Origin of the sequence: Clostridium fungisolvens (assembly GCF_014193895.1) — a bacterium.
Lineage (GTDB): Bacteria > Bacillota > Clostridia > Clostridiales > Clostridiaceae > Clostridium_AR > Clostridium_AR fungisolvens.
In genome coordinates this window covers 2,574,808-2,599,009 of the sequence record NZ_BLZR01000001.1, presented here as the reverse complement: position 1 = coordinate 2,599,009, position 24,202 = coordinate 2,574,808, and the positions used below count along the sequence as shown (strand labels likewise).

The 24,202-nt window shown below is 30.0% G+C and carries 22 protein-coding genes, 1 tRNA gene and 1 riboswitch; of the genes, 21 read left to right on the top strand and 2 right to left on the bottom strand.

Translation table 11 applies throughout. The annotated features are described in order from the left end of the window. Window positions 1–267 precede the first annotated feature (267 nt). The 3 genes from bsdtw1_RS11195 to bsdtw1_RS11185 all read left to right on the top strand — a co-directional run bounded on the left by bsdtw1_RS11195 (window position 268) and on the right by bsdtw1_RS11185 (window position 2,768). The gene (locus bsdtw1_RS11195) at window positions 268–747 is read left to right on the top strand and encodes a hypothetical protein (RefSeq protein ID WP_183277650.1); all 480 of its coding nucleotides are present in this window, start codon (window positions 268–270) and stop codon (window positions 745–747) included. A 347-nt stretch (window positions 748–1,094) separates the two neighbouring features. Next, window positions 1,095–1,721 (top strand): HAD family hydrolase, encoded by a 627-nt coding sequence (locus bsdtw1_RS11190; RefSeq protein ID WP_183277649.1) that lies wholly within the window; start codon window positions 1,095–1,097, stop codon window positions 1,719–1,721. Between the two features lie 459 nt (window positions 1,722–2,180). After that, window positions 2,181–2,768, top strand: coding sequence for a GNAT family N-acetyltransferase (locus tag bsdtw1_RS11185; RefSeq protein WP_183277648.1), 588 nt, complete (start codon window positions 2,181–2,183; stop codon window positions 2,766–2,768). A 179-nt stretch (window positions 2,769–2,947) separates the two neighbouring features. On the opposite strand, the gene bsdtw1_RS11180 is transcribed toward bsdtw1_RS11185, so the two are convergent. Beyond that, window positions 2,948–3,023 (bottom strand) — tRNA-Met (locus bsdtw1_RS11180). A 215-nt stretch (window positions 3,024–3,238) separates the two neighbouring features. Further along, window positions 3,239–3,425: riboswitch (M-box (ykoK) riboswitch) on the top strand. A 263-nt stretch (window positions 3,426–3,688) separates the two neighbouring features. On the opposite strand from bsdtw1_RS11180, the gene bsdtw1_RS11175 reads away from it, so the two are divergent. From bsdtw1_RS11175 to bsdtw1_RS11160, 4 genes are all read left to right on the top strand, one after another. Then, the gene (locus bsdtw1_RS11175; protein ID WP_183277647.1) at window positions 3,689–3,829 is read left to right on the top strand and encodes a hypothetical protein; all 141 of its coding nucleotides are present in this window, start codon (window positions 3,689–3,691) and stop codon (window positions 3,827–3,829) included. 134 nt (window positions 3,830–3,963) lie between these two features. Then, window positions 3,964–5,220 (top strand): magnesium transporter, encoded by a 1,257-nt coding sequence (locus tag bsdtw1_RS11170; RefSeq protein ID WP_183277646.1) that lies wholly within the window; start codon window positions 3,964–3,966, stop codon window positions 5,218–5,220. After that, window positions 5,217–6,470: an Nramp family divalent metal transporter gene (locus tag bsdtw1_RS11165; protein ID WP_183277645.1), complete on the top strand. Its 1,254-nt coding sequence runs from the start codon at window positions 5,217–5,219 to the stop codon at window positions 6,468–6,470. The genes bsdtw1_RS11170 and bsdtw1_RS11165 overlap by 4 nt, the downstream gene beginning before the upstream one ends. Before the next feature lie 195 nt (window positions 6,471–6,665). Continuing rightward, window positions 6,666–7,292: a DUF2812 domain-containing protein gene (locus bsdtw1_RS11160; RefSeq protein ID WP_183277644.1), complete on the top strand. Its 627-nt coding sequence runs from the start codon at window positions 6,666–6,668 to the stop codon at window positions 7,290–7,292. Between the two features lie 169 nt (window positions 7,293–7,461). Here bsdtw1_RS11160 and bsdtw1_RS11155 read toward each other — a convergent pair whose 3' ends face one another. Then, entirely contained in the window at window positions 7,462–7,797 is a 336-nt protein-coding gene (locus bsdtw1_RS11155) for a hypothetical protein (protein ID WP_183277643.1), read from the bottom strand. 281 nt (window positions 7,798–8,078) lie between these two features. On the opposite strand from bsdtw1_RS11155, the gene bsdtw1_RS11150 reads away from it, so the two are divergent. From bsdtw1_RS11150 to bsdtw1_RS11085, 14 genes are all read left to right on the top strand, one after another. Beyond that, window positions 8,079–8,450 carry a zinc-ribbon domain-containing protein gene (locus bsdtw1_RS11150; protein WP_183277642.1) on the top strand — a complete coding sequence of 124 codons (372 nt, stop codon included), beginning with the start codon at window positions 8,079–8,081 and terminating at the stop codon, window positions 8,448–8,450. A gap of 443 nt (window positions 8,451–8,893) precedes the next feature. Further along, window positions 8,894–11,209, top strand: coding sequence for an ABC transporter permease (locus bsdtw1_RS11145; RefSeq protein WP_183277641.1), 2,316 nt, complete (start codon window positions 8,894–8,896; stop codon window positions 11,207–11,209). A gap of 134 nt (window positions 11,210–11,343) precedes the next feature. Beyond that, on the top strand, window positions 11,344–12,102 hold the full coding sequence (locus bsdtw1_RS11140; protein WP_183277640.1) for an ABC transporter ATP-binding protein: 759 nt from the start codon (window positions 11,344–11,346) through the stop codon (window positions 12,100–12,102). A gap of 216 nt (window positions 12,103–12,318) precedes the next feature. Continuing rightward, window positions 12,319–13,005, top strand: coding sequence for a response regulator transcription factor (locus tag bsdtw1_RS11135; RefSeq protein ID WP_183277639.1), 687 nt, complete (start codon window positions 12,319–12,321; stop codon window positions 13,003–13,005). Between the two features lie 52 nt (window positions 13,006–13,057). Beyond that, window positions 13,058–14,437: a sensor histidine kinase gene (locus bsdtw1_RS11130; RefSeq protein ID WP_183277638.1), complete on the top strand. Its 1,380-nt coding sequence runs from the start codon at window positions 13,058–13,060 to the stop codon at window positions 14,435–14,437. A 108-nt stretch (window positions 14,438–14,545) separates the two neighbouring features. Continuing rightward, window positions 14,546–15,001 carry a PIN domain-containing protein gene (locus bsdtw1_RS11125; RefSeq protein WP_244638152.1) on the top strand — a complete coding sequence of 152 codons (456 nt, stop codon included), beginning with the start codon at window positions 14,546–14,548 and terminating at the stop codon, window positions 14,999–15,001. A 208-nt stretch (window positions 15,002–15,209) separates the two neighbouring features. Then, window positions 15,210–16,310 carry an FIST signal transduction protein gene (locus tag bsdtw1_RS11120; RefSeq protein WP_183277637.1) on the top strand — a complete coding sequence of 367 codons (1,101 nt, stop codon included), beginning with the start codon at window positions 15,210–15,212 and terminating at the stop codon, window positions 16,308–16,310. A gap of 12 nt (window positions 16,311–16,322) precedes the next feature. Then, window positions 16,323–17,309: a methyl-accepting chemotaxis protein gene (locus bsdtw1_RS11115; protein WP_183277636.1), complete on the top strand. Its 987-nt coding sequence runs from the start codon at window positions 16,323–16,325 to the stop codon at window positions 17,307–17,309. Between the two features lie 561 nt (window positions 17,310–17,870). Further along, window positions 17,871–18,653 (top strand): ABC transporter ATP-binding protein, encoded by a 783-nt coding sequence (locus tag bsdtw1_RS11110; protein WP_183277635.1) that lies wholly within the window; start codon window positions 17,871–17,873, stop codon window positions 18,651–18,653. Window positions 18,654–18,656: 3 nt separating this feature from the next. After that, window positions 18,657–20,300: a hypothetical protein gene (locus bsdtw1_RS11105; RefSeq protein WP_183277634.1), complete on the top strand. Its 1,644-nt coding sequence runs from the start codon at window positions 18,657–18,659 to the stop codon at window positions 20,298–20,300. Window positions 20,301–20,383: 83 nt separating this feature from the next. Next, window positions 20,384–20,524: a hypothetical protein gene (locus bsdtw1_RS11100; RefSeq protein WP_183277633.1), complete on the top strand. Its 141-nt coding sequence runs from the start codon at window positions 20,384–20,386 to the stop codon at window positions 20,522–20,524. A gap of 23 nt (window positions 20,525–20,547) precedes the next feature. After that, window positions 20,548–21,759 carry a response regulator transcription factor gene (locus bsdtw1_RS11095; protein ID WP_183277632.1) on the top strand — a complete coding sequence of 404 codons (1,212 nt, stop codon included), beginning with the start codon at window positions 20,548–20,550 and terminating at the stop codon, window positions 21,757–21,759. Beyond that, a complete protein-coding gene (locus bsdtw1_RS11090; RefSeq protein WP_244638151.1) occupies window positions 21,752–22,729 on the top strand; it encodes a substrate-binding domain-containing protein in 978 nt (325 codons plus the stop codon). The genes bsdtw1_RS11095 and bsdtw1_RS11090 overlap by 8 nt, the downstream gene beginning before the upstream one ends. Before the next feature lie 352 nt (window positions 22,730–23,081). Beyond that, window positions 23,082–24,086, top strand: coding sequence for an ABC transporter substrate-binding protein (locus tag bsdtw1_RS11085; RefSeq protein WP_183277631.1), 1,005 nt, complete (start codon window positions 23,082–23,084; stop codon window positions 24,084–24,086). The last annotated feature ends 116 nt before the right edge of the window (window positions 24,087–24,202 follow it).

Sequence of the window (24,202 nt, the reverse complement as noted above, 5' to 3'; positions counted from 1 at the left end):
CAATAGTTATTTGATTATCATAACAGAAAATAGATATAAAGGTTTAGTGCATATAAACTATGTGAAAATAACACAAATCTTTATTTTAGACTATTATTATATGCATTATATGGCTAAGAATGTATCAACGAAATTAGCAGAAGTAGATACATCTAAAAGTACATTTGAAAATGAGATAGAGTTTGTAGAAAAATTCTTAAGTACAAAATTGTAATATATGAGTTTAACATTACATACTTAATTTAGGGAGAAAGGGGAAATAATGTAGTGAAAAAACTATTAAAGATTGCCAGAACTATTATAAAAAAGGCAGTACCTTTTGCCTTAATTATAGTTATTTTATATAGTATAATTATGAATAATCAAAGAGAACAGGATCAAAAGGAAATAGATGAGTCCTTTACAAATCAGTTAGTTCTAGCTAACGGAATGCTAAATAATGATTATAATAAGAATGATGACGAGGGAAAAACTTTTTTAAGAACAACTGCTGCTGGAAGTTTATATTCAAGCTTAAATTTGATGAGGTTTAGCTCTTATAACAATAATGATAATAGAAATAATTTGTTCGGTGCAATAAATAATCTTTATCTATGTATGACTAATTCGAATTCAAGTAGAATTATTTTTACTATATATAACAAAGAAGTGAATCAGTACTTGGTAAGGATTATTAGTAATCCCAATGATGAAGAGGCTTGTAAAGCATTAGATGAATTGACTTATAGTGTACTTAATTCAAAATAGTAATAAAAAATTGTATATACGCATTGTTCTTTAAAATAGAGAAGCAGTTATTATATGTATACAAATATAATACATATTACTTAAGTTTTGGGTAGTAATTGTATGAAAAAGATTTTTATAATTAATAATTAATGAGATTTATATAACAAAAAAGATTGGATAAATACAAAACTAATTTGTAAAAGCAATAAAATTTTATTACAATAGAATAGTAGATATTTACAATCCTAGAATAGAGCGGAGTAAATGAAAGTTAGTTGGAAGTTTAATTTGGCAGCAACTTTAATAGATTTTGTTTAGATAAGTAAATAACTAAAGAAATATAGCATTTTAATTTGGAGGAAAGCATGAAGATAGATAGCATTATTTTTGATTTGGATGGAACACTATGGGATTCAACACAAGGAGTTACAGATGCCTTTAATGAAATAATAAGTAATACAAAAATTACTCACAAAATAACAGTAGAAGATATAAAAGCAATAATGGGATTATCAGTACTTGAAATACCATTAAGATTATTTCCTCATCTAGAACATGAGCAGAGAACAACTTTAATAACTGCATGTTGGGCAAATGAGTGTAAGTACTTAGAGGAACATGGTGGTAGTTTGTTTGATAAATTAGAGGATACCATTCAGAAATTAGCAAAAAAGTACAAATTGTTTATAGTTAGTAACTGCCAAGTTGGTTATATTGAAGCTTTTCTTAAAGCTCATAATCTTAGTGAGTACTTTATTGACTATGAAAATGCAGAAAGAACAGGACTTACTAAGGGTGAAAATATAAAGCTTGTAGTAGAAAGAAATAACTTAAAGAATCCAATTTACGTAGGAGATACTCAATGGGATATGGAAGCAACAAGATTTGCTGGCATTCCCTTTGTATTTGCAAGTTATGGCTTTGGACAAGTAGATGATTTTGATTATAAGATTGATTGCATAGATCAGTTATTAGGTTTAGATAATAACTAGAAAATTAATTATATAAAGCTTTGAGGTATATAAAGATATATAGTATTTTTGTATATCTTTTTTTATATTATGAAATTAACTAATATTAATAACTTTAGTTGTAACAGCACTTATTTTATCGCCAATATATTCTTCATTAATTAATAGATTTTTTTAAAATGCCAAGGAACATAAAACAAGAAACACAATCCTTATTTATTTAATAATACTAGTAATATTTACTATTAGTTGGAACTTAATGGGGGTAATTTATTAATAACTGCCTTTGGTAGTTATTTTTTTGTGTTTGTACGTATATATTAAGGTTTGAAGATTAATTTGTTAAATATCATTAGTAAAGACAAAAATCACTTAAACTAAGATAGAACCTATTACTTGAGTATTAAAAGCTAAAGTGTTTATAATACAAAATCAAAGTATAGCCTGAGGATATTAAATAATTTTTATGAGAGGTGTAGTATGCAAAATCACTGGATTGATCGAGGTATTGATAAAAGTCTCTTTGATGTGTTTCCAAATTTAGAATCAGAGAGATTGCTATTCAGAAAAATGGAAGCGAGTGATGTGGAGGATGTTTTTGCTATATTTAGTGACCCAGAGGTGGCTAAATATGACTTTTTTACTCATATAAATACAAAGGAAAAAGCTTTGTTAATAATAGATAACTATCAAGATGAATTTATATCTAAGGAAGAAATAACATGGGGAATTATTAGAAAAGATGACAATAAGTTAATTGGATACTTTAGTCTGGGAAACTTTGATGAAGATGCTAAAAGGTGTGAAATTGGGTATGGTCTAAATAGGGATGTTTGGAATAAAGGTTATGGGACTGAAGCTATAAAAACAATAACAAAGTTTGCTTTTGAAAAAGTTAAAGTAAATAGGATAGAAGCTACGGTAACCTTTGGTAATGATGCATCAGTAAAGGCTTTAATAAGGTCAGGTTTTTTGCAAGAAGGGATTCTAAGAGAAAGAACCATGATTAAAGGTGAGCTAGTAGATGATGTTATTCTTGCGTTAATAAGAAGAGATTACATAATATAACTTAAATTATTATGTATGGTTAAATTTAGAACTAAACTTAGTTATTGTAAAAGTACAGTAACTTTAAAAATACATAATATCTTACGAAGAAATCTCATTGAGAACATTTAAGAGTATGAGCAAAGTGAACTTAAATAATAAATAAAAATAAGCAGTTATACTTAAGTATAACTGCTTTTTGGTTGCGGGGGCAGGACTTGAACCTACGACCTTCGGGTTATGAGCCCGACGAGCTGCCAACTGCTCCACCCCGCGATATTATGTTTTAAACTTGCCTACTCACTTAATATACAGTAAAGGAATTGAAAAGTCAAGAAGTTTTGAAAAAAAGTTTAGAAAAATTATAATGGAGTTAAAAAAACTTACAAAAAAAAGCAAAAAAGGCTATTAAAAAATTTTAATCGCAAATTTATGTGAAATTATGTTTACAAATCATGCTAAAGGGAATATGATATAAAAGGTAATAAAATTAAATATCTCGTTAGGTGAGGTTCCTACAAGGATACACGCTACTGCCCAGAAATGTCGAGAGACGCCAATGGGTCAGCAGGTACTGCCGAATTAAGGTTTTACTTAATGTAGCTGACAACATTCATAAATATGAATGCTTATGCTCAAAGCCTTGTAGTGCTAAAGCTCAACGGATGGAGAAAGTAAGTGTTTTTTTGTCGAGCATATAACTCTTCATCCGTAGGGATGGAGAGTTTTTTATTCTTTAGAAAATTATATCTCAATTATATCTGTGGATAATTATGCGAACAGACTTAAGACATAGTATAAGTTAAAGAATAAAAAAGAACAATATGTCGCCTGCCAGAATTTCTTCACATACGTTCAGAAAAGGCAGATGCGCAAAAAAAATTACTAAAGAAGATTGTTTAAGCAAATTTTTTATATATTGAATTAGGAGGTGGTTACTAATGGAAGACGACCCTGAGGATAAGACGAATACAACTAAATATAGAATATGGATCGTTATTTACACGGGTAACTGCCGTTTGAGTAACGATAGCTTTGGAGGTTATTGTTATGAAACTAAAAACAGGTATTCATGGTTTTAATGTAAATTATTTGACGAACCCCTCTAATAACTAAAAATTTCATTTTTGCATGTATTGCAATTTGAAACATTGTAAGAATAAGTTATGAGGATCATGAAATATTTATGATGCCGTAAACAGAAGGGGTGAAACAAATGGATAAAGCAACTAGTTTTTTCTTTAGCAAGATCTTAAAGAAAGAAATTCACAATAAATCAGGGCAATTAATAGGCAAACTTAGCGATTTTGTACTAGATTTTAATCAGGAAAAACCTACAGCAACTTATGTTCAAATTAAAAATGGACCAAAGTCTTTCTATGTTTCATTAGAAAAGCTTGATATTTTTAAAGATAGCAAAGAAAGATATTATATAGAAATAAATACAAAGAGTTTATTAATAAGTTTACCAGATAGTAAGGGTATATATTTAGCAAAAGATTTTTTAGATAAACAAATAGTAGATACTAATGGAAAAAGAGTAGAGCGAGTAAATGATGTAAGACTTGGAAATATAAATGGAAAGTGGCAGCTTATTGCAGTTGATATTGGAACTAGAGGTCTTTTAAGGCGTCTGGGAGTGGAATATCCATTTATATTATTGACAGGAGCTCTAAATTTTCAGCTAAGAAACAAACTTATAATTTGGGATAATGTACAGCCACTATCAACTGGTAGCAATAATTTGCAGCTTTACTCACCAGCAAACAAAATTGAAACTCTTCATGCAGCTGAAATAGCAGATATAATTGAAGAACTTGATAATAAAAGTCGTCATATTCTTTTTAATAGCCTTAATAACCAAAAAGCTGCTGAAGTTCTTGAAGAGATAGAGACAGAGGTTCAGGTTAATTTGCTTAATTCTATGTCTGATAAGAAGGCTTCTGATATTTTTGAGATAATGCCATCGGATGAAGTAGCAGATATTCTTGAAGAAATAGAAGATGATAGAGTTGAAAAACTTCTTACTCAAATGGATGAGGAAAGTCAAGAAGAGATTAGAGAACTTATGGAATATGAAAGAAATACAGTTGGAAGTATTATGTCTAAGGACTTTATTGCTTTCCTTCCAGATATAACTGTTGCGGAAGTAGCAGAGTGGATAAAAATAAATGTTCCTGATGAAGAGGAAACTTATTATATTTATGTTATTAACAACAAAAGTAATCTTCTAGGTGTTATTCCTATATTAAGACTGATAACATCAGATAAAGATACTAAGCTTTATAACATTATGGCGACACAACCACAGATATTGAGGGATGAAGATACTATAGAAGAAGCAATTGAAACAATGGAAAAATACAGCGTAAATTCTTTGCCAGTTATAGATGAAGTTAATGAATTAGTGGGTACAATATCATTAAATGACAGTGTTAAAGAGTATGCTCCATTAAGGAGGGTGGCACTATGAGTGAAGTAAAAAATAGCCGATTCAAAAAGATACTCTTTATCATGACAATTATCGGTCCAGGACTTATAACTGTAAATGCAGGAAATGATGCTGGTGGAATAGCAACTTATGCTTCTGTAGGAGCAAGTTATGGATATAAAATGCTTTGGGGACTTCTTCTTATTACCTTCAGTTTAGCTGTAATTCAAGAAATGAATGCGCGTATGGCTATAGTAACAGGAAAAGGCCTAGCAGATCTAATAAGAGAAAAGTTTGGTGTAAAACTTGCGCTTTTTGCAATGCTCACCTTATTTATAGCTAACTTTGGTGTGTGTATAGGTGATTTTGCAGGGATTGCAGCAAGTATGGAGCTGTTTGGTGTAACTAAATATATTTCAGTGCCTGTAATGGCTTTTGCAGTTTGGTTTTTAATTACGAAAGGGTCGTATTCAAAAACAGAAAAGTTATTTTTAGCGTTCACTTTTGTTTTCTTTTCGTATATAATAACTTGCTTTATAGTAAAGCCAAACTGGCATGAAGTTTTAACAGCTACAGTGACACCTACACTTAAATTTGATAAAGCCTTTATATTGACCTTTATAGGTATGATAGGAACTACAATTACTCCATATATGCAATTTTATCTTCAGTCTTCTGTAGTTGACAAAGGAATAAAGCTCAAAGATTACAAGTACGAAAAATTAGATGTTTATTTAGGAGCAATCTGGGGCGACTTGGTATCCTTCTTTATTATAGTGTGTACTGCAGTTACTTTATATAAAGCTGGAATACAAATAGATAGTGCTGAGCAGGCTGCTTCAGCTCTTAGACCTTTAGCAGGAAATTATGCTTCAATTCTATTTGGAGCAGGACTTTTTGGAGCATCGGTTCTTGCAACAATGATAATCCCACTATCAACGTCTTATGCTATTTGTGAATCCTTTGGTTTTGAAAGCGGATTAAATCATAAATACAAAGAAGCTCCTACTTTTTATGGTATATTTACCTTTATGATAATATTTAGTTCAGTATTAGTATTGATACCACATATATCTTTGGTGGGTGTTATGCTTGCAACTCAAGAGATAGCTGGTATGTTAAGCCCAGTTATATTGATATTTATGGTAGTACTAATCAATAAGAAGGAGCTTATGGGTGAGTATGTAAATAACAAGGTGCAAAATGTAGTGATTTGGATTACAGTAATATTTATAGTAATTCTTTCAATAATACTTTTTGTTTCACCTTTAATAGATTTAATCTTTAAATAACTAAAAAGAAGACAAATTAATCCTTTATAGAAATTAAGTTATGTATGTTCGAAAATCTTGAGCTTTGAAGATTTTCGCCACATGCATAACTTTTTTATTTTATAGATTTAGAGCAGCTTTTACTGTATAGTTAAGATATGGTTAGTAGAATAATATTTTTAAGGGTTTGTTAAGAAAAATAAAAGGGATGATATTATGAGTGAAAATGAAGAGGAACAAAGAAATACCAGTTATATCAAAGTGATTAATGGTGGTAAAGGACCTAATGAATTAATTAAGATAAAAAAGAACCGTTTCTTTATTTATTATCCAAGTAAGGTTGAAAAATGGATTGAAGAGATGGAAGAACAGGGATTTCTTTTAGATGAAATAAATAGAAGTGGAAATGTATTCTCTTTTTCAAGAGGCGAAAAGAGAAAAACAAAATGTTTTGTTGATTTGCCTGATATAATTGATAAAGAGTATTTTAGAACCTATATAAAACTTGGGTGGAAACCTATGTATAACACCAGAATGCTAGGGGGCAAAATGGTGTTATGGGTAAAATCAGAAAACAAAAGTGATATTTGTTGTGAGAAAGACTTTTTAAATAGCAATAAAAGACTTACTAAAAATATGTTAAAGGTTATAACCTCCAACCTAGTAAATTTCTTAATTGCGTTTTACTTTTTTGTAAATATGGTGGCTACAGTTTATAAGAGTCCATATCTTGTTGATATGTTTTATATAGGAATTAACACCTTAATCGCATTACTTGCATTTTCAGCATTTTGTTTTTTACATGGATCTATTGCATATTTTATTAAATTAAAGAGCTTGTAGAAAAGAAATGGCCATATAAGTGATTTTAAAGGTTTAGAAGCAAATAAGTTTATATAATAGATGATTTGAGTAAGATAAAGCATATAATTATTTATTTTTTAAGGAAGTCGATACGACTTCCTTTAAATTGCTTTTAATTAGAAGATTAAGTGATAGGCTATCCTAACAATTATATAGGTTTCTTAACCCCATTAAATCCATAACCCATAAAAGCAGTTATAATACATTCAACACCCACTATAAGAAGTAAAAACCATGCCCATCTAGGAGTTTTATTGTTTTTTTGAAACCTATTATTCTTTAAAAAAGAATAATAATCAGTACAACTATTCCATAACCCATTAAAAATACACCAAATGCCCAAGAGTATTCGAGCAGCTATACCAACATAATATATAGCCAATCTATCAGTTATGAAAATTGGAGTAATTAATAGGATAAAAAATAGAAGCATTATCGGAATATTAATTAAAAGATATAATTTTCTAAACTTTGATGTTTCCATTACAAGACCTCCACTCTATTTTAAAGTATATATGTAAAAGTTACTGAGCATTTTTATGTTTGTTATAATGTTATTCAAATATATTATACATTGATAATCAAATATGCACCCTTAATAATATTTATAAAGTTAAATTATAAGCTCATTATAGCATCGGATGAATAACCAATTAATTTCAACAGGTTGCTTTAACATCACCAAATTTAATTATAATAAGCCTTAGTTGTGGAATATACAGGTAAATGTTATAATTATTTGGATTATATATAAGGAGTGATATTATGATAATTTGGGGATGGGGTAAGGTAACCAGAAAGTTTATTGGTGGAGTTTTTGAACGTACCTGCAATTATTGCAACCAGACTAATGTTTGGAGATTGTGTATTGCAACAACATGGTTTACCTTGTTTTTTATACCTATAATACCATATAAGAAAACATATCAAATTGCTTGTCCAAGCTGTGGAAGTTATATCGGGCTAACAAGAGAGCAATTTGAAAAATTAAAGGTTGAAATGCAGGAGGGGGCTTCTGGTAAGGCCACAGTTGAAGCTATTGATGAAAGTTTAAAATACTCAGGTAAAACTGAAACTCAGATAAATTACTTAAAGCAAATGGAAGAATATAATAAAACCAAAGCTGATAGTGAATAATTGCTGTGGCTGTCGTACAGTGAATTAACTTAATTCATGTATAACAGCCACTTTTTTGATTTCTATCGCTTATATAATTCATTTATTAATAATCTTATGGGATATGATAATAGAAATTAGGGCGTTTCTACAGTAGAAACTCATTGAAGTGTCGGATGTAGAGACACCCTAATTTCAATATACGGTCCATAGAGCTATTAATAATTATTAATATTTAATATATTTTTATTTTATATTTACCAATTATTATAAATATATAGGATGCAGATATAAAGATGAACCACTTCAATCCGAAATCTATTTTCAAAACTCCTCTGGGTTTTGAGAGGAGAATTCGAAAATATAAGTTTAATTATGAAGTGGTTCATCCATAATAAAGTGCCAGTAAGTAGTTGGCAGTTTATGCGTCTGCTAAATAGTATGTAGTAAGAGGGGATAAGAGTATGTGGATCAAAAATTTTAGACATAAAAAATTGCAAACTACACTCATGTTTATAATTATAATGTTATGTTCTATGCTGATAAGTGCGTCTATAAGTATTCTGATATCTTTAGATAAGCCCTTTAAGGATTTTGTGAAGGAGTGTAATTCAGCTTCTGGAATCTTATATCCCTACTCTCAAAAAGAGACGGATGTAATTGCATTAGGAGAAGCATTTGCAAAGCTACCAAATGTTAATAAGATTGAATATAGTAAGGTGCATTATATTGATGAGGAAATTACCTCCAATGATAAAAAGTTAGAAGGTTTTTTTAGACTAGCAGAATATAAAGACTCGATTTATGGAGATATTCGATTTCTTACAGGAAGCAAGGATACGATAAGGGAGTTGAAAGATAACGAATGTATAATTCCAGCATGTTTAAGCAATAAAAATAACGTTAAAGTTGGAGATAAAATTAAAATAAAGTTTTCTAATGGAAATCTCTTTTACACAGTAAGAGGGATATATTCAGAAATTTATGACATGACTACTTCATATGATAGTGAAATATTAATAAAGCAACTACCAAAAGGGGTGTACGGAAATCTAAACATTAGGCTTTACGGAAAGCCTGGTGTAACAGGAGAGGATATTGAACAGGCTTACAGAGAAAAAAATGATGGACAAATGAATGGACACATAATAACTTTGGAAGACACTATTAATGTAAATAAAATTTCTGGTAATATAATCGGAGCAATTTTTCTTGCCATAGGTATTATCATGCTAGTTGTTAATTGTATAATAATTAATTTTATGATACAAAATCTGATGATTACCGATGCCAAAGTAATTGCCATATATAAGACCATGGGATATAATTCCGGTGATATTTTGAGTTTGTACCTAAAGTTCTATTTTTTTATAACTTCCATAGCCTGTTTATTAGGTGGAGTAGCTTCTGCAAGTATATCAAATATTATATTAATCTCGGTATTTAAGAATATGGGGAAAGTTGTTACTAATAATTTACTTGTTCCTGGAGCTATATGTTATTCAGCGATTGTAACTTTAGTAATAGGTATGATATATAGAATCATAAGTAAGACAAAAAAGGTTAAGCCGGTTTATGCCTTAAATGGAATGACAAATTCCAGTACTAAAAAGAAAAAATATTATAAAGGTAATTTGAAATTTCAGTTTTCAGCTATAGGAATTGCCTTAAGAGGGGTAATGAGAAATAGAAAAAACTCCATTGTGATACTCATAACTTCTATCGTGACAGTTTTTGGTATAAATTTTGGGGTAATATCTCTGGATGTGGCAAATACCTTGAAAGATAACAATGACTATTGGCTTGGTGTAGACAAATGCGATGTTATGATTAACGTAATAGATAGTAATAAAAATAGAGAAGTCGAAGATATTATAAAAAATGATTCAAGAGTGTCGTATGTTTTAAATAGCAATATAGCAACTCAAGTTACTATGAAATGGAAGAAAGGAACGAAATTAACAACCATGAAGGGCTTTGTTTTTGATGATTATTCAAAAGCTAAACTTCCAATTACAGAAGGAAGAAACCCTGAAAACGGAAACGAGATTGCTATTAGTAGTAAAATATCTAAGAGTCTTAATAAATCAATTGGCGATTATATTGAAATATATCTAGGTGGAGAAAAAAAAGTAAATTTACTTATAACAGGTATATTCCAAACTTATCTTGAACTTGGAGATTGTTGTAGGTTAACTACCTCTGTATATACAGACAATAATTATGATTTCAATTATAACTATTTTTCAATTTATTTAAAGGATAAAAAGCAAATGAATTTTTTTATAGAGGACATGAAGAAAAAGATAGGAGGAAATGGAAATATAACTGCGAGGACAGAAGCCTTCAGTAGCATTATGGACATGATTGTAACTCCTCAAAAGGGAGCTATTCCTCCAGTAGTTGCGCTAATGCTTTTATTAGGTGGTATTAATATTTTCTGTATAGTAATCTTAAGAAACACAAGTAATGAGAAAACAAATGGTATTTATAAATGCCTCGGATATTCAACTTGGCATCTAATATGCTCAAATCTATATTATGTTGGGATACTTGCGGTAATATCTATAATAATTGCAGTGCCAATGATTATCTTACTTTATCCAAGCATTATGAAGGTATGTTTGTCTATGTTTGGATTTATAAAATACCCTGTAACCTATAATTATTTTCACATAGCCTTGGCAAATATAGCAGTACTTATTGCTTTTATTATAAGTACACTTATATCTTCACGATCACTTAAAAAAGTCAATGTTAGAGATTTAGTACAGGAGTAGAGGCTAATATTAATTTTATATATGTTTAATGATTGGGTAGAAATTAAATTTTTGCGTAAGTACACTAAGTCATCGCGTGGTTAAACACTCAATTTTAATAGGATACCTTAGCTATAGAAAGGAGTTTTAAGTTTATGAAAAATGTTGTTATAAAAACGGAGTTATTATGTAAGAGTTTTATAAGTGATGGTGAAGTAAACAATGTTATTAAAAACTTAGATTTAGAGATTTATGAAGGAGATTTTACTGTTATTATGGGAAGCTCTGGTTCAGGAAAATCTACTCTCCTTTATAATTTAAGTGGAATGGATGACGTGACTACGGGAAAGGTTTATTTTGAAGGAATAGATATTACAAGAATGAAAGAAAAAGAAATCTCACGGCTTCGCAAAGAGAGATTAGGTTTTGTATTTCAAGGAATCAACTTAATTCCTAACCTTAATGTATACGAGAATATTTTAAGTCCAACTTATAAGACAAAAGCTCAACGTAGAGAAATAGAGGGAAAGATAGATTCCTTATTAGAAAGAATGGAACTTACTTCTCATCGGAAGAAGTTTCCAAATCAGATGTCTGGTGGACAAAAACAAAGAGCGGCTATATGTAGAGCTTTGATTAATAATCCTAAAATATTATTTGCAGATGAACCAACAGGTGCTCTTAATTCTTCTCAGGGAGAAAATGTTTTAGATATATTTACAACTATTAATAATGAAGGACAGTCTGTGGTAATGGTAACTCACGATCTAAAAGCTGCTTTAAGAGGCAATCGCATTATTTATCTTAAAGATGGACGTATAGATGGCGAATTAAACTTAGAGCAGTATGATAAAATAACAGCTTCAGATAGAGAAGAGGTATTATATAAGTTCCTTAAAGAAAGAGGTTGGTAGAACTTGTAAGAATGGTTAATATAAGATATAATTTCTGTGGATATAAATGTAAAATCAAAGATTAAAAGAATTTTATGAGTATATATATCCGATTTTGATTTAAACTTATAGATTTTTGTATAATGTGATAAATCCAGATTAGAATAAATATAGTTTATTTATATTTATAAGTTACATTGTTATCACATAAATGATCATTTTTAAATGGGGTGTAAAATGGGGCATAAGATACTGATAGTAGAGGATGAAAAAGAGCTAGCAAATATTTTAGGGGCATATTTGGAAGTGGAAGGTTTTGAACCTGTGGTGACACATGATGGACAAGAAGGTTTAAAAAGTTTTTATGAAAGAAAGCCTAGCCTCGTACTTTTAGATATAATGCTACCAAAGATTGATGGAATAAGTGTATGTAAAGATATAAGAGAAAAATCAGAAGTTCCTATTATTATGATTTCTGCTAAAAGTGGAGAAATGGACAAAGTCATAGCACTTGGAATTGGCGCTGACGACTATGTAACAAAGCCTTTTAGTCCATTGGAGTTAGTAGCAAGAGTGAAAGCGCAGCTTAGAAGATATGACAAAATAAAAGTTATGAACCCTACAGATAACAATGAAGTGAGGATAGGGGAACTAGTACTCAATAAATCCTCTTATTCAGCAATGGTAAAGGGAGAACAATTGAATCTAACTACTAAAGAATTCGATATGTTATTCTTTTTTGCTAAAAATCCTAATCAGGTTTTTTCAAAAGAACAAATATATGAAGGAGTATGGGGATATAACGGTATCTGTGATGACAACAGCATAACTGTGTATGTTAATAGAATAAGAGAGAAGTTAGGAAAATATAATTTAGAATATATAAAAACTGTATGGGGAGCAGGTTATAAATTCAGTTCATAAAATTTTAATTCTTTTTAGGGACTGTGTTGAAACTTAGCAATGGGAGTTTTCTATGAATAATATTCTTTATAAAAGAAATATAATAACGGCTACTAGTATAGTAGTCGTTCTTTTTGTATCAGTTATCTTGAGTGTGTATAGATTTCTAAATATGAATTTTAAAATATATGATAATGACATTAGGTTGATAGTTTCAAGGCAAAAAAATGAAATAGAAAAACAAATATACAATAAGGGGCATTATCCATACCTTGTTTTTGGACTAGATGGAAGAGTTCTATATAATGGTGGTGTCTTTGAATATAAGGTTGGGGAAATGTTAAATACTCAAGAAATGCTTCAAACAGACAAGAGCTTTAGTATTAACAATAAAAATAAGATAAAAGAAAGTTTTGTACTAGAACAGAATGGAAAGGTAAATGGATTTGTAGTTTTCTTAATACCTGAAAAAGATGTTTTAATAGAATCAAATTTAACTAGAGTAATAAATATATTTTTTCCAATGATCCTTGGCATTTTTATATGTATCTCTATAGTAGTAGCTAGGACATTATACTTTAACAGAAGAATTTTAACTCCTTTAAAAGAAATCAGTAGTTCCACTAAAGGAATCATTGCTGGTAATTATGATTTAGAGGTTATTAGAACTTATGAAAAACAAATAGGAGAAAATGAGATTGGTGATCTTACATATTCCTTTGAACTTATGAGAGACGAATTAAAATCAAAGCAGATAAGAGAAGAAGTTCTTAAGAAATCTCAACAAGAGCTAATTTCCTGTATTTCTCATGATCTTAAGACTCCAATATCTACAATTAAAGCTTATAGTGAAGGATTAAGGGATGGCATAGCTAGAACTCCTAAAGCTCAAGAGGATTATGTAAATATAATCATAAGTAAGACAGATTTACTTATAGATATGATAAATGAATTATTAGAGTACTCAAATGCTGAACTAAATCAACTTGATATAAATATAAAAGAGGTTTATTTTTATGAGTATTTCATTCCTTTAATGGAAGAGTTGGAGGTATTTGTAAAACAGAAGAATATTGATTTTGACTACGAAGTAAACACAGCGGACATGTTAGTAAATATTGATAAGAGACGGATAACAGAAGTTCTATATAATCTAGTAGAGAACAGTATAAAGTATATGAAAGATAGTAGAGGTATTATCATTATTGAAGCAGAGAGGCAAAATGGAAAAGTTCTTATAAAAGTTAAAGACAATGGTATCGGCATAAGCCCTGATGATATTCCCTATGTTTTTGATAAGTTTTATAGGGCGGAAAAGTCTAGAAGCTCAAGTATACCAGGTTCTGGTCTAGGTTTATCTATATGTAAATATATAATAGAGGAACATGGTGGTGAAATATACTGTAAAAGTAGGCATAATAAAGGTTGTGAATTTGGATTCTCATTAGGATAAAGATTTTCATAACTAAAAATATCCCTAGATTGTATCAATATTATAATTAGATGAATAATAAGTTATATAAGAAAGAGTAATGTTGATATTAAAGGAGTAGTAATTATTATGGAGTACTTATTAGATACAAATGTTGTAATAGGACTTTGGAAGCAGTATCCTTTTGTCATTGATAAGCTCATAGAAGAAAAAAAGCTTAGAATCTCAAGAGAAGTAAGTGAAGAACTTGTTGTAAAAGAGATGCGTCTATATAAAGGTCAACAAGTATTATCAGATAGATTTTGCAAATTAATATTTTTTATTATAGAAACTGATAGACATGAAATAAATAAGTTCTACTCTACCTTGGATATAAAGCATACTAAGAATGGTAATACCTATGTTGATAATAAAAATAAATTATCGCAAAATGATCTGTCGCTATTGTATACCTGTCATTTAGATAGTAATTTAATTTTGGTAACTGAGGATAGGTATTTGTTCAATGCCGCAATAGGCATTTTAGGAGAAGATAGAGTGATTACGTTAGATAAATTAGTTGAAAAAGTTCAGGTAGAAGTTTAGGCTGTTTTTATTGACGATTTATTATAAAATTAATGAGAAAAAACTAAAATGTTAAATTTATTACCTTATGTTAAGTTTTTCTAATGCTTGGTTGATTTTAAATTATAGGTAAATTATAATTATATTGTCGATTGATGTAAAATATGGAAGGTATATATTGGCTAATAAATATAATTTATTTAAAATCATAAAGTAGAAGGTGTCAGACATGAATTTTAAAGTTGGAAAAAGCTCGAAAAATAATTTAGATGAAGCAGTTTTGGAATCAATATCGGGACTCAAGTCGCCTAAATTAATATTATTCTTTTCAGGGGTAGAACACTTTGAAGAATTTTCGAAGAAGATTAGTGACAGATTTAAAGATAGTATTATTATAGGTTCTACTACATTTGCAGGATTTTGCAAAGAAGGAGCATATAAGGATTCTTTATTAGTAATGGGAATTGAAGATGGTATTGAGTGTTACGCAGATATTTTAGAAGAGGTTGATAGATATCCATTAAAATATGTAGATAGGGTTACTCAATGCGTAAGTAAGTTCAAAGATACCACAAATACTGTATGTTTTCAGATATCTACAGCTTTGATTAGTTGTGAGGAATTGGTTCTGTCAACTCTTAATTCTGTGCTTAAAGAAAAGGATATACCGCTTTTTGGTGGTTCAGCAGGTGATCGTGGAAGAGCAGAAAAAACTATGATTTCTTTTAATGGACAAGTATACACTAATGGTTGTGCTTTTGTTATGATTAAGAATTTAGGTGGAAAAATTAGATTATACAGAGAAAATATTTATAAACCAACAAAGCATTACTTTACTGCCACTAAGGTGGATGTGAGAAATCGTATTGTGTATGAATACGATAATATGCCAGCTGCTAAGGTAACAGCAAATGCTTTGAATACAACTGTTCAAAACTTAGATAAATATTTAGATAGCTACCCATTAGGTAGAATAATTGGAAGCGATATGTACATAACTGCTAATCAAATGGTTACTGCCAATAATGGAATGGCATACCATGCAAGAGTATATAATAATTCTAAAATGGTGCTTCTAGAGCCAGATGATTATAGAAATGTTATTAAAGAAACAATACAGACTGTAAAAAATGAAGTTCCGAAACCATCTTTAGCAATAATGATTAATTGTTTGGCAAGATCCATGTTATTTGAAAATGATGGGTACTTAAATGAATTTGCCAAAGAAATGAGCACAGCCTTAGGTAACTATATAGGGTTTGCAGGTTATGGGGAACAGCTTAATGAACAACATTTTAATCAGACAATGGTTCTTGCTGTTTTTGAATAATGGGGGATAGATATGAGTTTATTTAAATGGAAGAAAAACAAGGCAATAGATATTAATGAAAATATAAGTTCAGTCATTGAGAACAATATAGAACCAAAGAAAGAAGAAAACTTGGATGAATTAGCTTATATAAATTATGGTGTTCTACATATAGAAAAAAAGTTTGAAGAATTTATGGACGAAGAAGTTAAGGTAACCCAATCTGTCCAAGATATAGGAAATACATATTCACAAATTGGAAGTATACAAGAAATGCTAAACAGTCTTGATAATAACTTTAATGAGTTTAGCAAATATGTAAATAAAATCGATGGCGTAATGAATCGTTCAGACTCTGCAGTAAAGCAAGCTGATATAAAGATGAGCGAGCTTTCTGATAAACTAAATGGAACTTGCGATCAACTTAGTTCTATAACAGAAGCTTTTAATAAATTAGAATATAATTTTGAAGTTATTAAAGAAATGTCAAGCAACATAACCAATATAGCAAGTAGTACAAACCTATTAGCTTTAAATGCATCCATAGAAGCAGCAAGGGCAGGAGAAGCTGGAAGAGGATTCTCCGTTGTGGCAGATGAGATAAGAAAATTATCCTCATCAACAGCTGGCTTAGTAAGTGGAATTGACGAAAGTGTTAAAACCTTATATAAAAGCATAGATTCTCTAAGAGGAGAGATAGATAATACTAAATTAGCAATTAGAAGTAATTTTGAATATGCACAAGATGTTCAAAATGATTTTAAGCAGGTTACAGATTGTACAAGAGAAGTAAAAGACTTTAGTAAGCATATAGTTACAGGAATAGAGCATGCTAGTTCCGAGATAAACGGAGCTGCATCTGGTGTTGGATCTATAGCAGAGCTAGTATCCTCACTAGGAGATAAATTAGAAAAGTTAAATTTGAGAATGAGTAAAAGATCTATTATAATTTGCAATATAACTGACTTCTTACAGCAAATTGAAAACCTGCTCACAGATTCTAAAAAGAAGAAGAGTTAATAGCAATAAATATATAATTAATAGTATTTTGACTATTAATTATATTTTAATTTGTATGTAAAAATGTATTTGGAACTATGATAACATTAACAAGATCAAAACACTGATAATATGTATTAAATAAATGTTGATAAAATTTGATATATTTTAGGGACACGCTGTATAAGCTTACCATATACTACAAATAAGTACCACTTAGTAATGGAACTCATATTTTAAAATTCTTTTACCAAATGGGGAGAATAAAAAAATGAGTTTGATACCGAAGCGGTACATTTTTAATGTGTAAATAAATAATACTAAAATCTATTCAAACCATGATTTTAAGAGTAAATTTTTAAAAAGTTATAATTTTAAATTTTTAAAAACGTAACAACTAAAATAGTCTTCTGGATAAAAATTTAAGAAATTTTAATTAAAGTATAGCTGAAATTCACTATATAATTTATTACTTTTAACAAAAAGATGTCTAAAGACAAATTGCCACCTTTTTGTAATTGAAAAATTTTCCTGGTAGTGTTATGGTGATATTGACATATTTACCACAAAAGGGGAGTTATTATGAGTGATAATATTACAGTTGAACTTAAAAATCTTTGTATGAGTTATGGATATAAAGAGGTCTTAAAAGGAATAAATCTAGAGGTACATAAGGGTGAGATTATAGGTTATATAGGAACCAATGGAGCGGGAAAGAGTACCACAATAAAAATAATTCTAGGTATCGTTGAAGGTTACACTGGAGAGGTTAAGGTATTAGGAGAAGATATCACAAAAGATAGGCTTGAATATAAAAGAAAAATAGGGTACGTTCCTGAGATAGCTGAAATATATGACAATCTCACTGCAAGAGAGTATCTTACTTTTATCGGAGAATTATACGGAATGTCCTATGAGAAAGCGGATAGTAAAGCTGAAAGATTGATGGACATATTTGGTATAAAAGATTCTTACGATTCTAGAGTGAACTCATATTCTAAAGGGATGAAGCAGAAGGTGCTTCTAATCTCAAGTATGCTTCATAATCCTGAAATATTATTTTTGGATGAGCCGCTTAGTGGCTTAGATGCAAATAGTGTGATGGTTGTGAAGGAAATTCTGTCTCATCTGGCTAAACAGGGGAAAACTATATTTTATTCCTCTCATATAATGGATGTGGTTGAAAAGATAAGTAATAGGATAATACTTCTTAACAATGGTCAAATTGTTGCAGATGGTAGCTTTGAACAACTAAAGGAAAATTCTAAGGAGGGGTCCTTAGAACAAATCTTTAACCAAATCACTGGTTTCAATGGTTATGAAGCTATTGCAGAAGAATTTGTATCTATAGTTGAAGAGGTGTAGTCTATGAAAGATTTTAAGTTTTTAAAGTTTTTAGACAGATTTAGAACTTTATTTGAAAAATTAGGCGTAGACTATAAAGCTATGAGGAAAATTCTTCAGATAAAATTGATAATGGATGGAAGAAGAATTCCTACTGTTTTTTCCAATAACAACAAGAAAGATGATGAAACTAGCAGCAATAAATTCTTTAAATCTTTAGGAATTTATCTTTTAATGGGACTAATACTGATTCCTTTTGTAATAATGGATACTAATTACATTTATCAAATGAGTTTTGTATTTGTCATAATTACATTCTTTGTAATGACCTCCTTGATTTCTGATTTTTCTTCAGTACTTTTGGATATTAAAGATAAGAGTATAGTGGGCACAAAGCCTGTTAATCCTAAAACCTTAAGGTTTGCAAAAACTATTCATGTTTCACTTTATATGTTCTACATTACTGCTGCTTTGGTTGGACCAGCGCTCTTGGTTAGCTTATATAAGCAGGGAATTATTTTCTTTCTTATTTTCTTAGTTTTATTGATATTAATTGATATGCTAATAATTGTTCTTACTTCTTTAGTTTATTTCTTAGTTTTAAGGTTCTTTGACGGAGAAAAGTTAAAAGATATTATAAACTACATCCAAATAGCTTTAACTATGGTACTTATGATAGGTTATCAACTGCTTGGAAGATTATTTAGTATAGTGGATTTACAGATTCAATTTGTGCCAAAGTGGTGGCAATATTTTATAATACCAATTTGGTTCTCAGCACCTTTTCAGATGTTGAAAAAATCAGAGATAAATAACACATTTATAATTTTTACTATAATGGCAATATTAATTCCAATTATAGCCATGGCTATCTATATAAAGTCCATGCCTGCTTTTGAAAAGAACCTTCAAAAATTAAATAATAATTCTGAGAACGGTAAAAGAAAGAATAAGAAGCAGCATCAATTTCTTTCACTACTTCTTTGTAGAAGTAAAGAGGAGAGGGTATTTTTTAGGTTTGCTTCTGATATGATGAAGAATGAAAGAGAATTTAAGCTAAAAGTATACCCTACCTTAGGATTCTCTATAATATTTCCATTCATATTCTTATTTCAGCAGATAGGCTTTTCAAGCTTTAGGGAAGTAGCGGAAGGAAGATCTTATTTCTACATATACTTCTGTGGAATGATGCTTCCCACTGTAATGATGATGATAAAGTATTCTGAAAGATATAAAGGAGCGTGGATTTATAAAACTGTGCCTATAAATAGTTTTGTACCAGTATTCAAAGGTGCAATAAAGGCATATATAGCAAAATTATTTTTACCTTTATTTTTAGTAGACACTATAATTTTTGTATTTATTTTTGGATTAAGAATATTGCCTGATATGATCATAGTACTTTTAAATACAATGATTTTTAACATATTATGTTTTGTGGCTAATAAAAAAACACTGCCTTTTTCAGAAGCATTTGGAAGTACGAAAGAAAATGGGATGTTAAATTTGATGTTAGCCTTAGGCCTAGCAGTTTTAGCAGGAATTCATTTTTTGAGTACCAATATAAATTACGGTGTGTATGTATATATTGTTTTGGCAGCTATAGCTAACTTCATACTTTGGAAATATGCTTTTAAGATACCACCTGATAAAATCAATAAAAACTAAAGAGATATTAATTTAGTACAATTAAAACCCTAAAGAAAAATAGCTCTGCAGCATAAGAGAAGCTTCTTTGGGGTTTAAAACAGATGATTATATTTGATAAGTTTAATAAAATGGAGTATGAATATAATCACAAATTAAGCCATATATATAGAGTTGGTAAAGGACTTGCTGATATTACTGAATCTTTTGCATTAAGCAGTCTATGTCTTACGTCAAAATTATAAAATAATGGAGGAAGAGATAGAAGATGTTTAAATTAATGATAGCAGATGATGAGGCAAGAATAAGAAGAGGAATTAGAAAGGCTGTAGCATGGGAACAGTTTGAAATTGAAGTTGTTGGAGAGGCAGAGGATGGAGAAATGGCTTTAAGCTTAGCGCAAAAGACATGTCCAGATATAATTCTCTTAGATATATGTATGCCTTTCTTAAATGGGTTAGAGCTTATCACTAAATTAAAAGCTTCTGATAAAGAATGTATGATTATAATTATTACAGGACACGATGAGTTTGAATATATGCAGCAAGCTATAAAGCTTAAGATTTTTGATTATATTCTTAAGCCTGTAAATAAAGAAAGTCTTAAGGATGCTATTGCCAGAGCAATTGAGGAATTAAAAAAGGTAAGAGATAGGAGAAATTATTTAGACTGGGTTAATAAGCAGTTTGATAATAATATAAATACTTTAAGACATAGCTTTGTAAATAGCTGGTTAAGTGGAAATATGCCCTTCGAAGCTGTTGTTAATGAATTAAAATTTCTTAGAATAAATATAGATAATAATGTTGGAATATTGATAATAAAGGTTTTGGATAGATTTAATACTGAAGTAGTATCAAAAAAGTGGGATAATAGACTTCTGAGTTTTGCCATAATAAATATATGCTATGAGGTACTGGGAGATTTTGAACCTATTTTTAATTATGTTGATAATGAAGATAATATTATGATAGTTTTCAACATAGATAATCCTTATGAATGGATAAACATTGGTACTAGTATAGAAGAGAAAATATTAAAACACCTTAAGTTTAATATTCTTCTGGAACAGAGAAGAATTTCAAATGGTATTGTTGGAATTAAACAAGCCTATAAATCTATAGTAAACGTTATCAATGAAAAAGCCATGCTTAAGCCTGTAGTGCTTTTAGCTATAAAGTATATAGAAGGTAATTATTTTTCTAATGACTTAAGCCTGGAAGTTGTTGCAGAGCAATTTAATGCAAATCCATCTTACTTAAGCAGAATTATAAAGCAAGAAACAGGGTCGTCATTCATCGATTATTTAACTAATCTAAGAATCAAAAAGGCAATATTTATAATGGATGACCCAACTATAAAGATTTATCAGGTGGCAGAGATGGTAGGCTATAGTAATCAGCACTATTTTTGCAAAGCCTTTAAAAAGGTAATGGGAATCTCTCCAACAGAATATAGGGGAGGAAGCGGAATTGGATAGAAAAATAGTAATACCTAAAAAGATAATCATGGTATTAATTTTTATAATTATATTATGTTTTGTTTCTGTTTTAGTAGGAAGAACAAAGAAATCTGAAGGAGTAGAGTTTGTAATAGGTATGTCTCAAGCAAATTTAACCGAGCCTTGGCGGATATCTATGAATGAGGAAATAATAAACGAAGCTAAAAAGTATAGCAATTTAAAGATAATCTATAAGGATGCCGGAGGCGATTCAGAAAGACAGAAAAAAGATATACAAGAGCTTTCGGATTATGGAGTTGATTTATTAATAGTGGCAATAGATGATTCAAAGAAGTTGACACCTTTAGTTTCAGAAACATATAAGCGAATTCCTGTCATAGTTTTAGATAGGCCAGTGGAGGGGGCAAACTATACTTTGTATATTGGTCCAGATAATGAATCAATAGGTATACAAGCTGGTAAACTTGTAGCAGATCTAATTGGTAATAAACAAGGTAAAGTTATAGAAGTACAAGGTATGCTTAATTCCCCTCCCGTGGTTGAGAGAAGTAAGGGATTCAAAGAAGTATTGAAGGATCATAAAAACATAGAAATTTCCAGGACTGTTATAGGTGAATGGCAAAGAGATGAAACAGAAGATAAGGTTTCTGAAATACTTGCAGAAGAAAAAGATATTGATGTTATTTTTGCCCACAATGATTATATGGCTCTTGGTGCGTATAGGGCAGCTTATAAATTAGGACTTAAAAATATTAAAGTTATCGGAGTAGATGGACTTCTAGGTGCCAATGGCGGCCTCGACTTAGTGGATAAAGGGATTCTTCAAGGAACCTTTACTTGCGAGACTGGTGGTAAAGATGCTGTAAAATACGCAATTGAAATATTGAATAAAAAACAAAATATCCCTAAAGAAATTATACTAGGCAGTGACAAGATAACAAAGGAGAACTTAGATAAATATCTCAGCAAAATGGAATTTCTGAATTAAGAAAGCACTAAGTATCGTTACAACAATTTGAAATATATTTAAATAATAAAGACCAAGCATTTAAGAGAAAAGCTCTCTATTTATGCAGGGTCTTTGATTTTATGGTGATTTTTACCGCTTAAGAAAATATATGATTTCCAAGTAGGCTAAATCTAGATATTTCAATTACTTTGGTAGATTTTTATGCATACAGAAAAGCAGATGCGTAAAAAATTCACTGAAGTAAGTCGATATATCAACTTTTTTATTCAGTACAAATAGTATACAAAATTACTGATTAATACAAATACAAAAAATAGGAGACATTATATAATAAATTTGTAAATGATTACAAAGTAATGGGGGAATAGATATGAAATTAAAAAAATTAGTAGCACTAGCATTAACTTTAGCTTTGACTGCAACAGTTGCAATTGGTTGTGGAAGCTCTAGTACAAATAATTCAGGTGGAGACAAAAGTGCAAATACAACAAGCAAGAAATTAGTTTTGGGATTTTCACAAATAGGTGCTGAAAGTGGATGGAGAACTGCTGAAACTAATTCAATCAAGGAAATACCTAATCTTGACTCAAATGTTGAACTTAAATTTTCTGATGCTCAGCAAAAGCAAGAAAACCAGATAAAAGCTTTAAGATCCTTTATAGCTCAAAAGGTTGATGTAATTGCCCTTGCACCAGTAGTTGAAACTGGCTGGGATACTGTTTTTAAAGAAGCAAAAGATGCAAAGATTCCAATCATATTGGTTGATAGAGGTGTTAAAGTTAGTGATGATTCCTTATATTCAACTTTTATAGGTTCAGACTTTATTGCAGAAGGTAAGAGTGCAGGTAAAATATTGACTGACAAGTTTGGCAAAGATGCAAAGTTAAATATAGTTGAGCTTCAAGGAACTGTTGGAGCAAGTGCTGCAAATGATAGACAAAAAGGTTTTGCAGATTATATTAAAGACTACCCAGGATATAAAGTTATAAAATCACAATCTGGTGATTTTAGCCGTGCTAAAGGTAAAGAAGTTATGGAAGCTTTCTTAAAGTCAGAAGGTAAAAATATTCAAGCAGTTTATGCACATAATGACGATATGGCAATGGGAGCTATTCAAGCTATAGAAGAATATGGACTTAAACCAGGCGTAGACGTTGCTATAGTTTCTATAGATGGTATTAAGGATGCCTTCCAAGCTGTAGCAGATGGAAAGAGTACAGGCGTTGTTGAGTGTAATCCGCTTCTAGGGCCTCAAATATTACAAGCTGCAAAAGATTTAGCTGCAGGTAAAACAGTAGATAAATGGATAAAATCCAATGAAGGTGTTTTTGTAGGCGATCAAGCTAAGAAAGAACTTCCAAATAGAAAGTATTAGGACTTTTAAAGCTTAAGTTAAGTTTAAGCATAGGAAATGAGTTGAAATTAAGGTATCGCGTGTTTGATACTTTAATTTCAACAATAATATTAAACATAGAGCAATTTAAAAGTGCC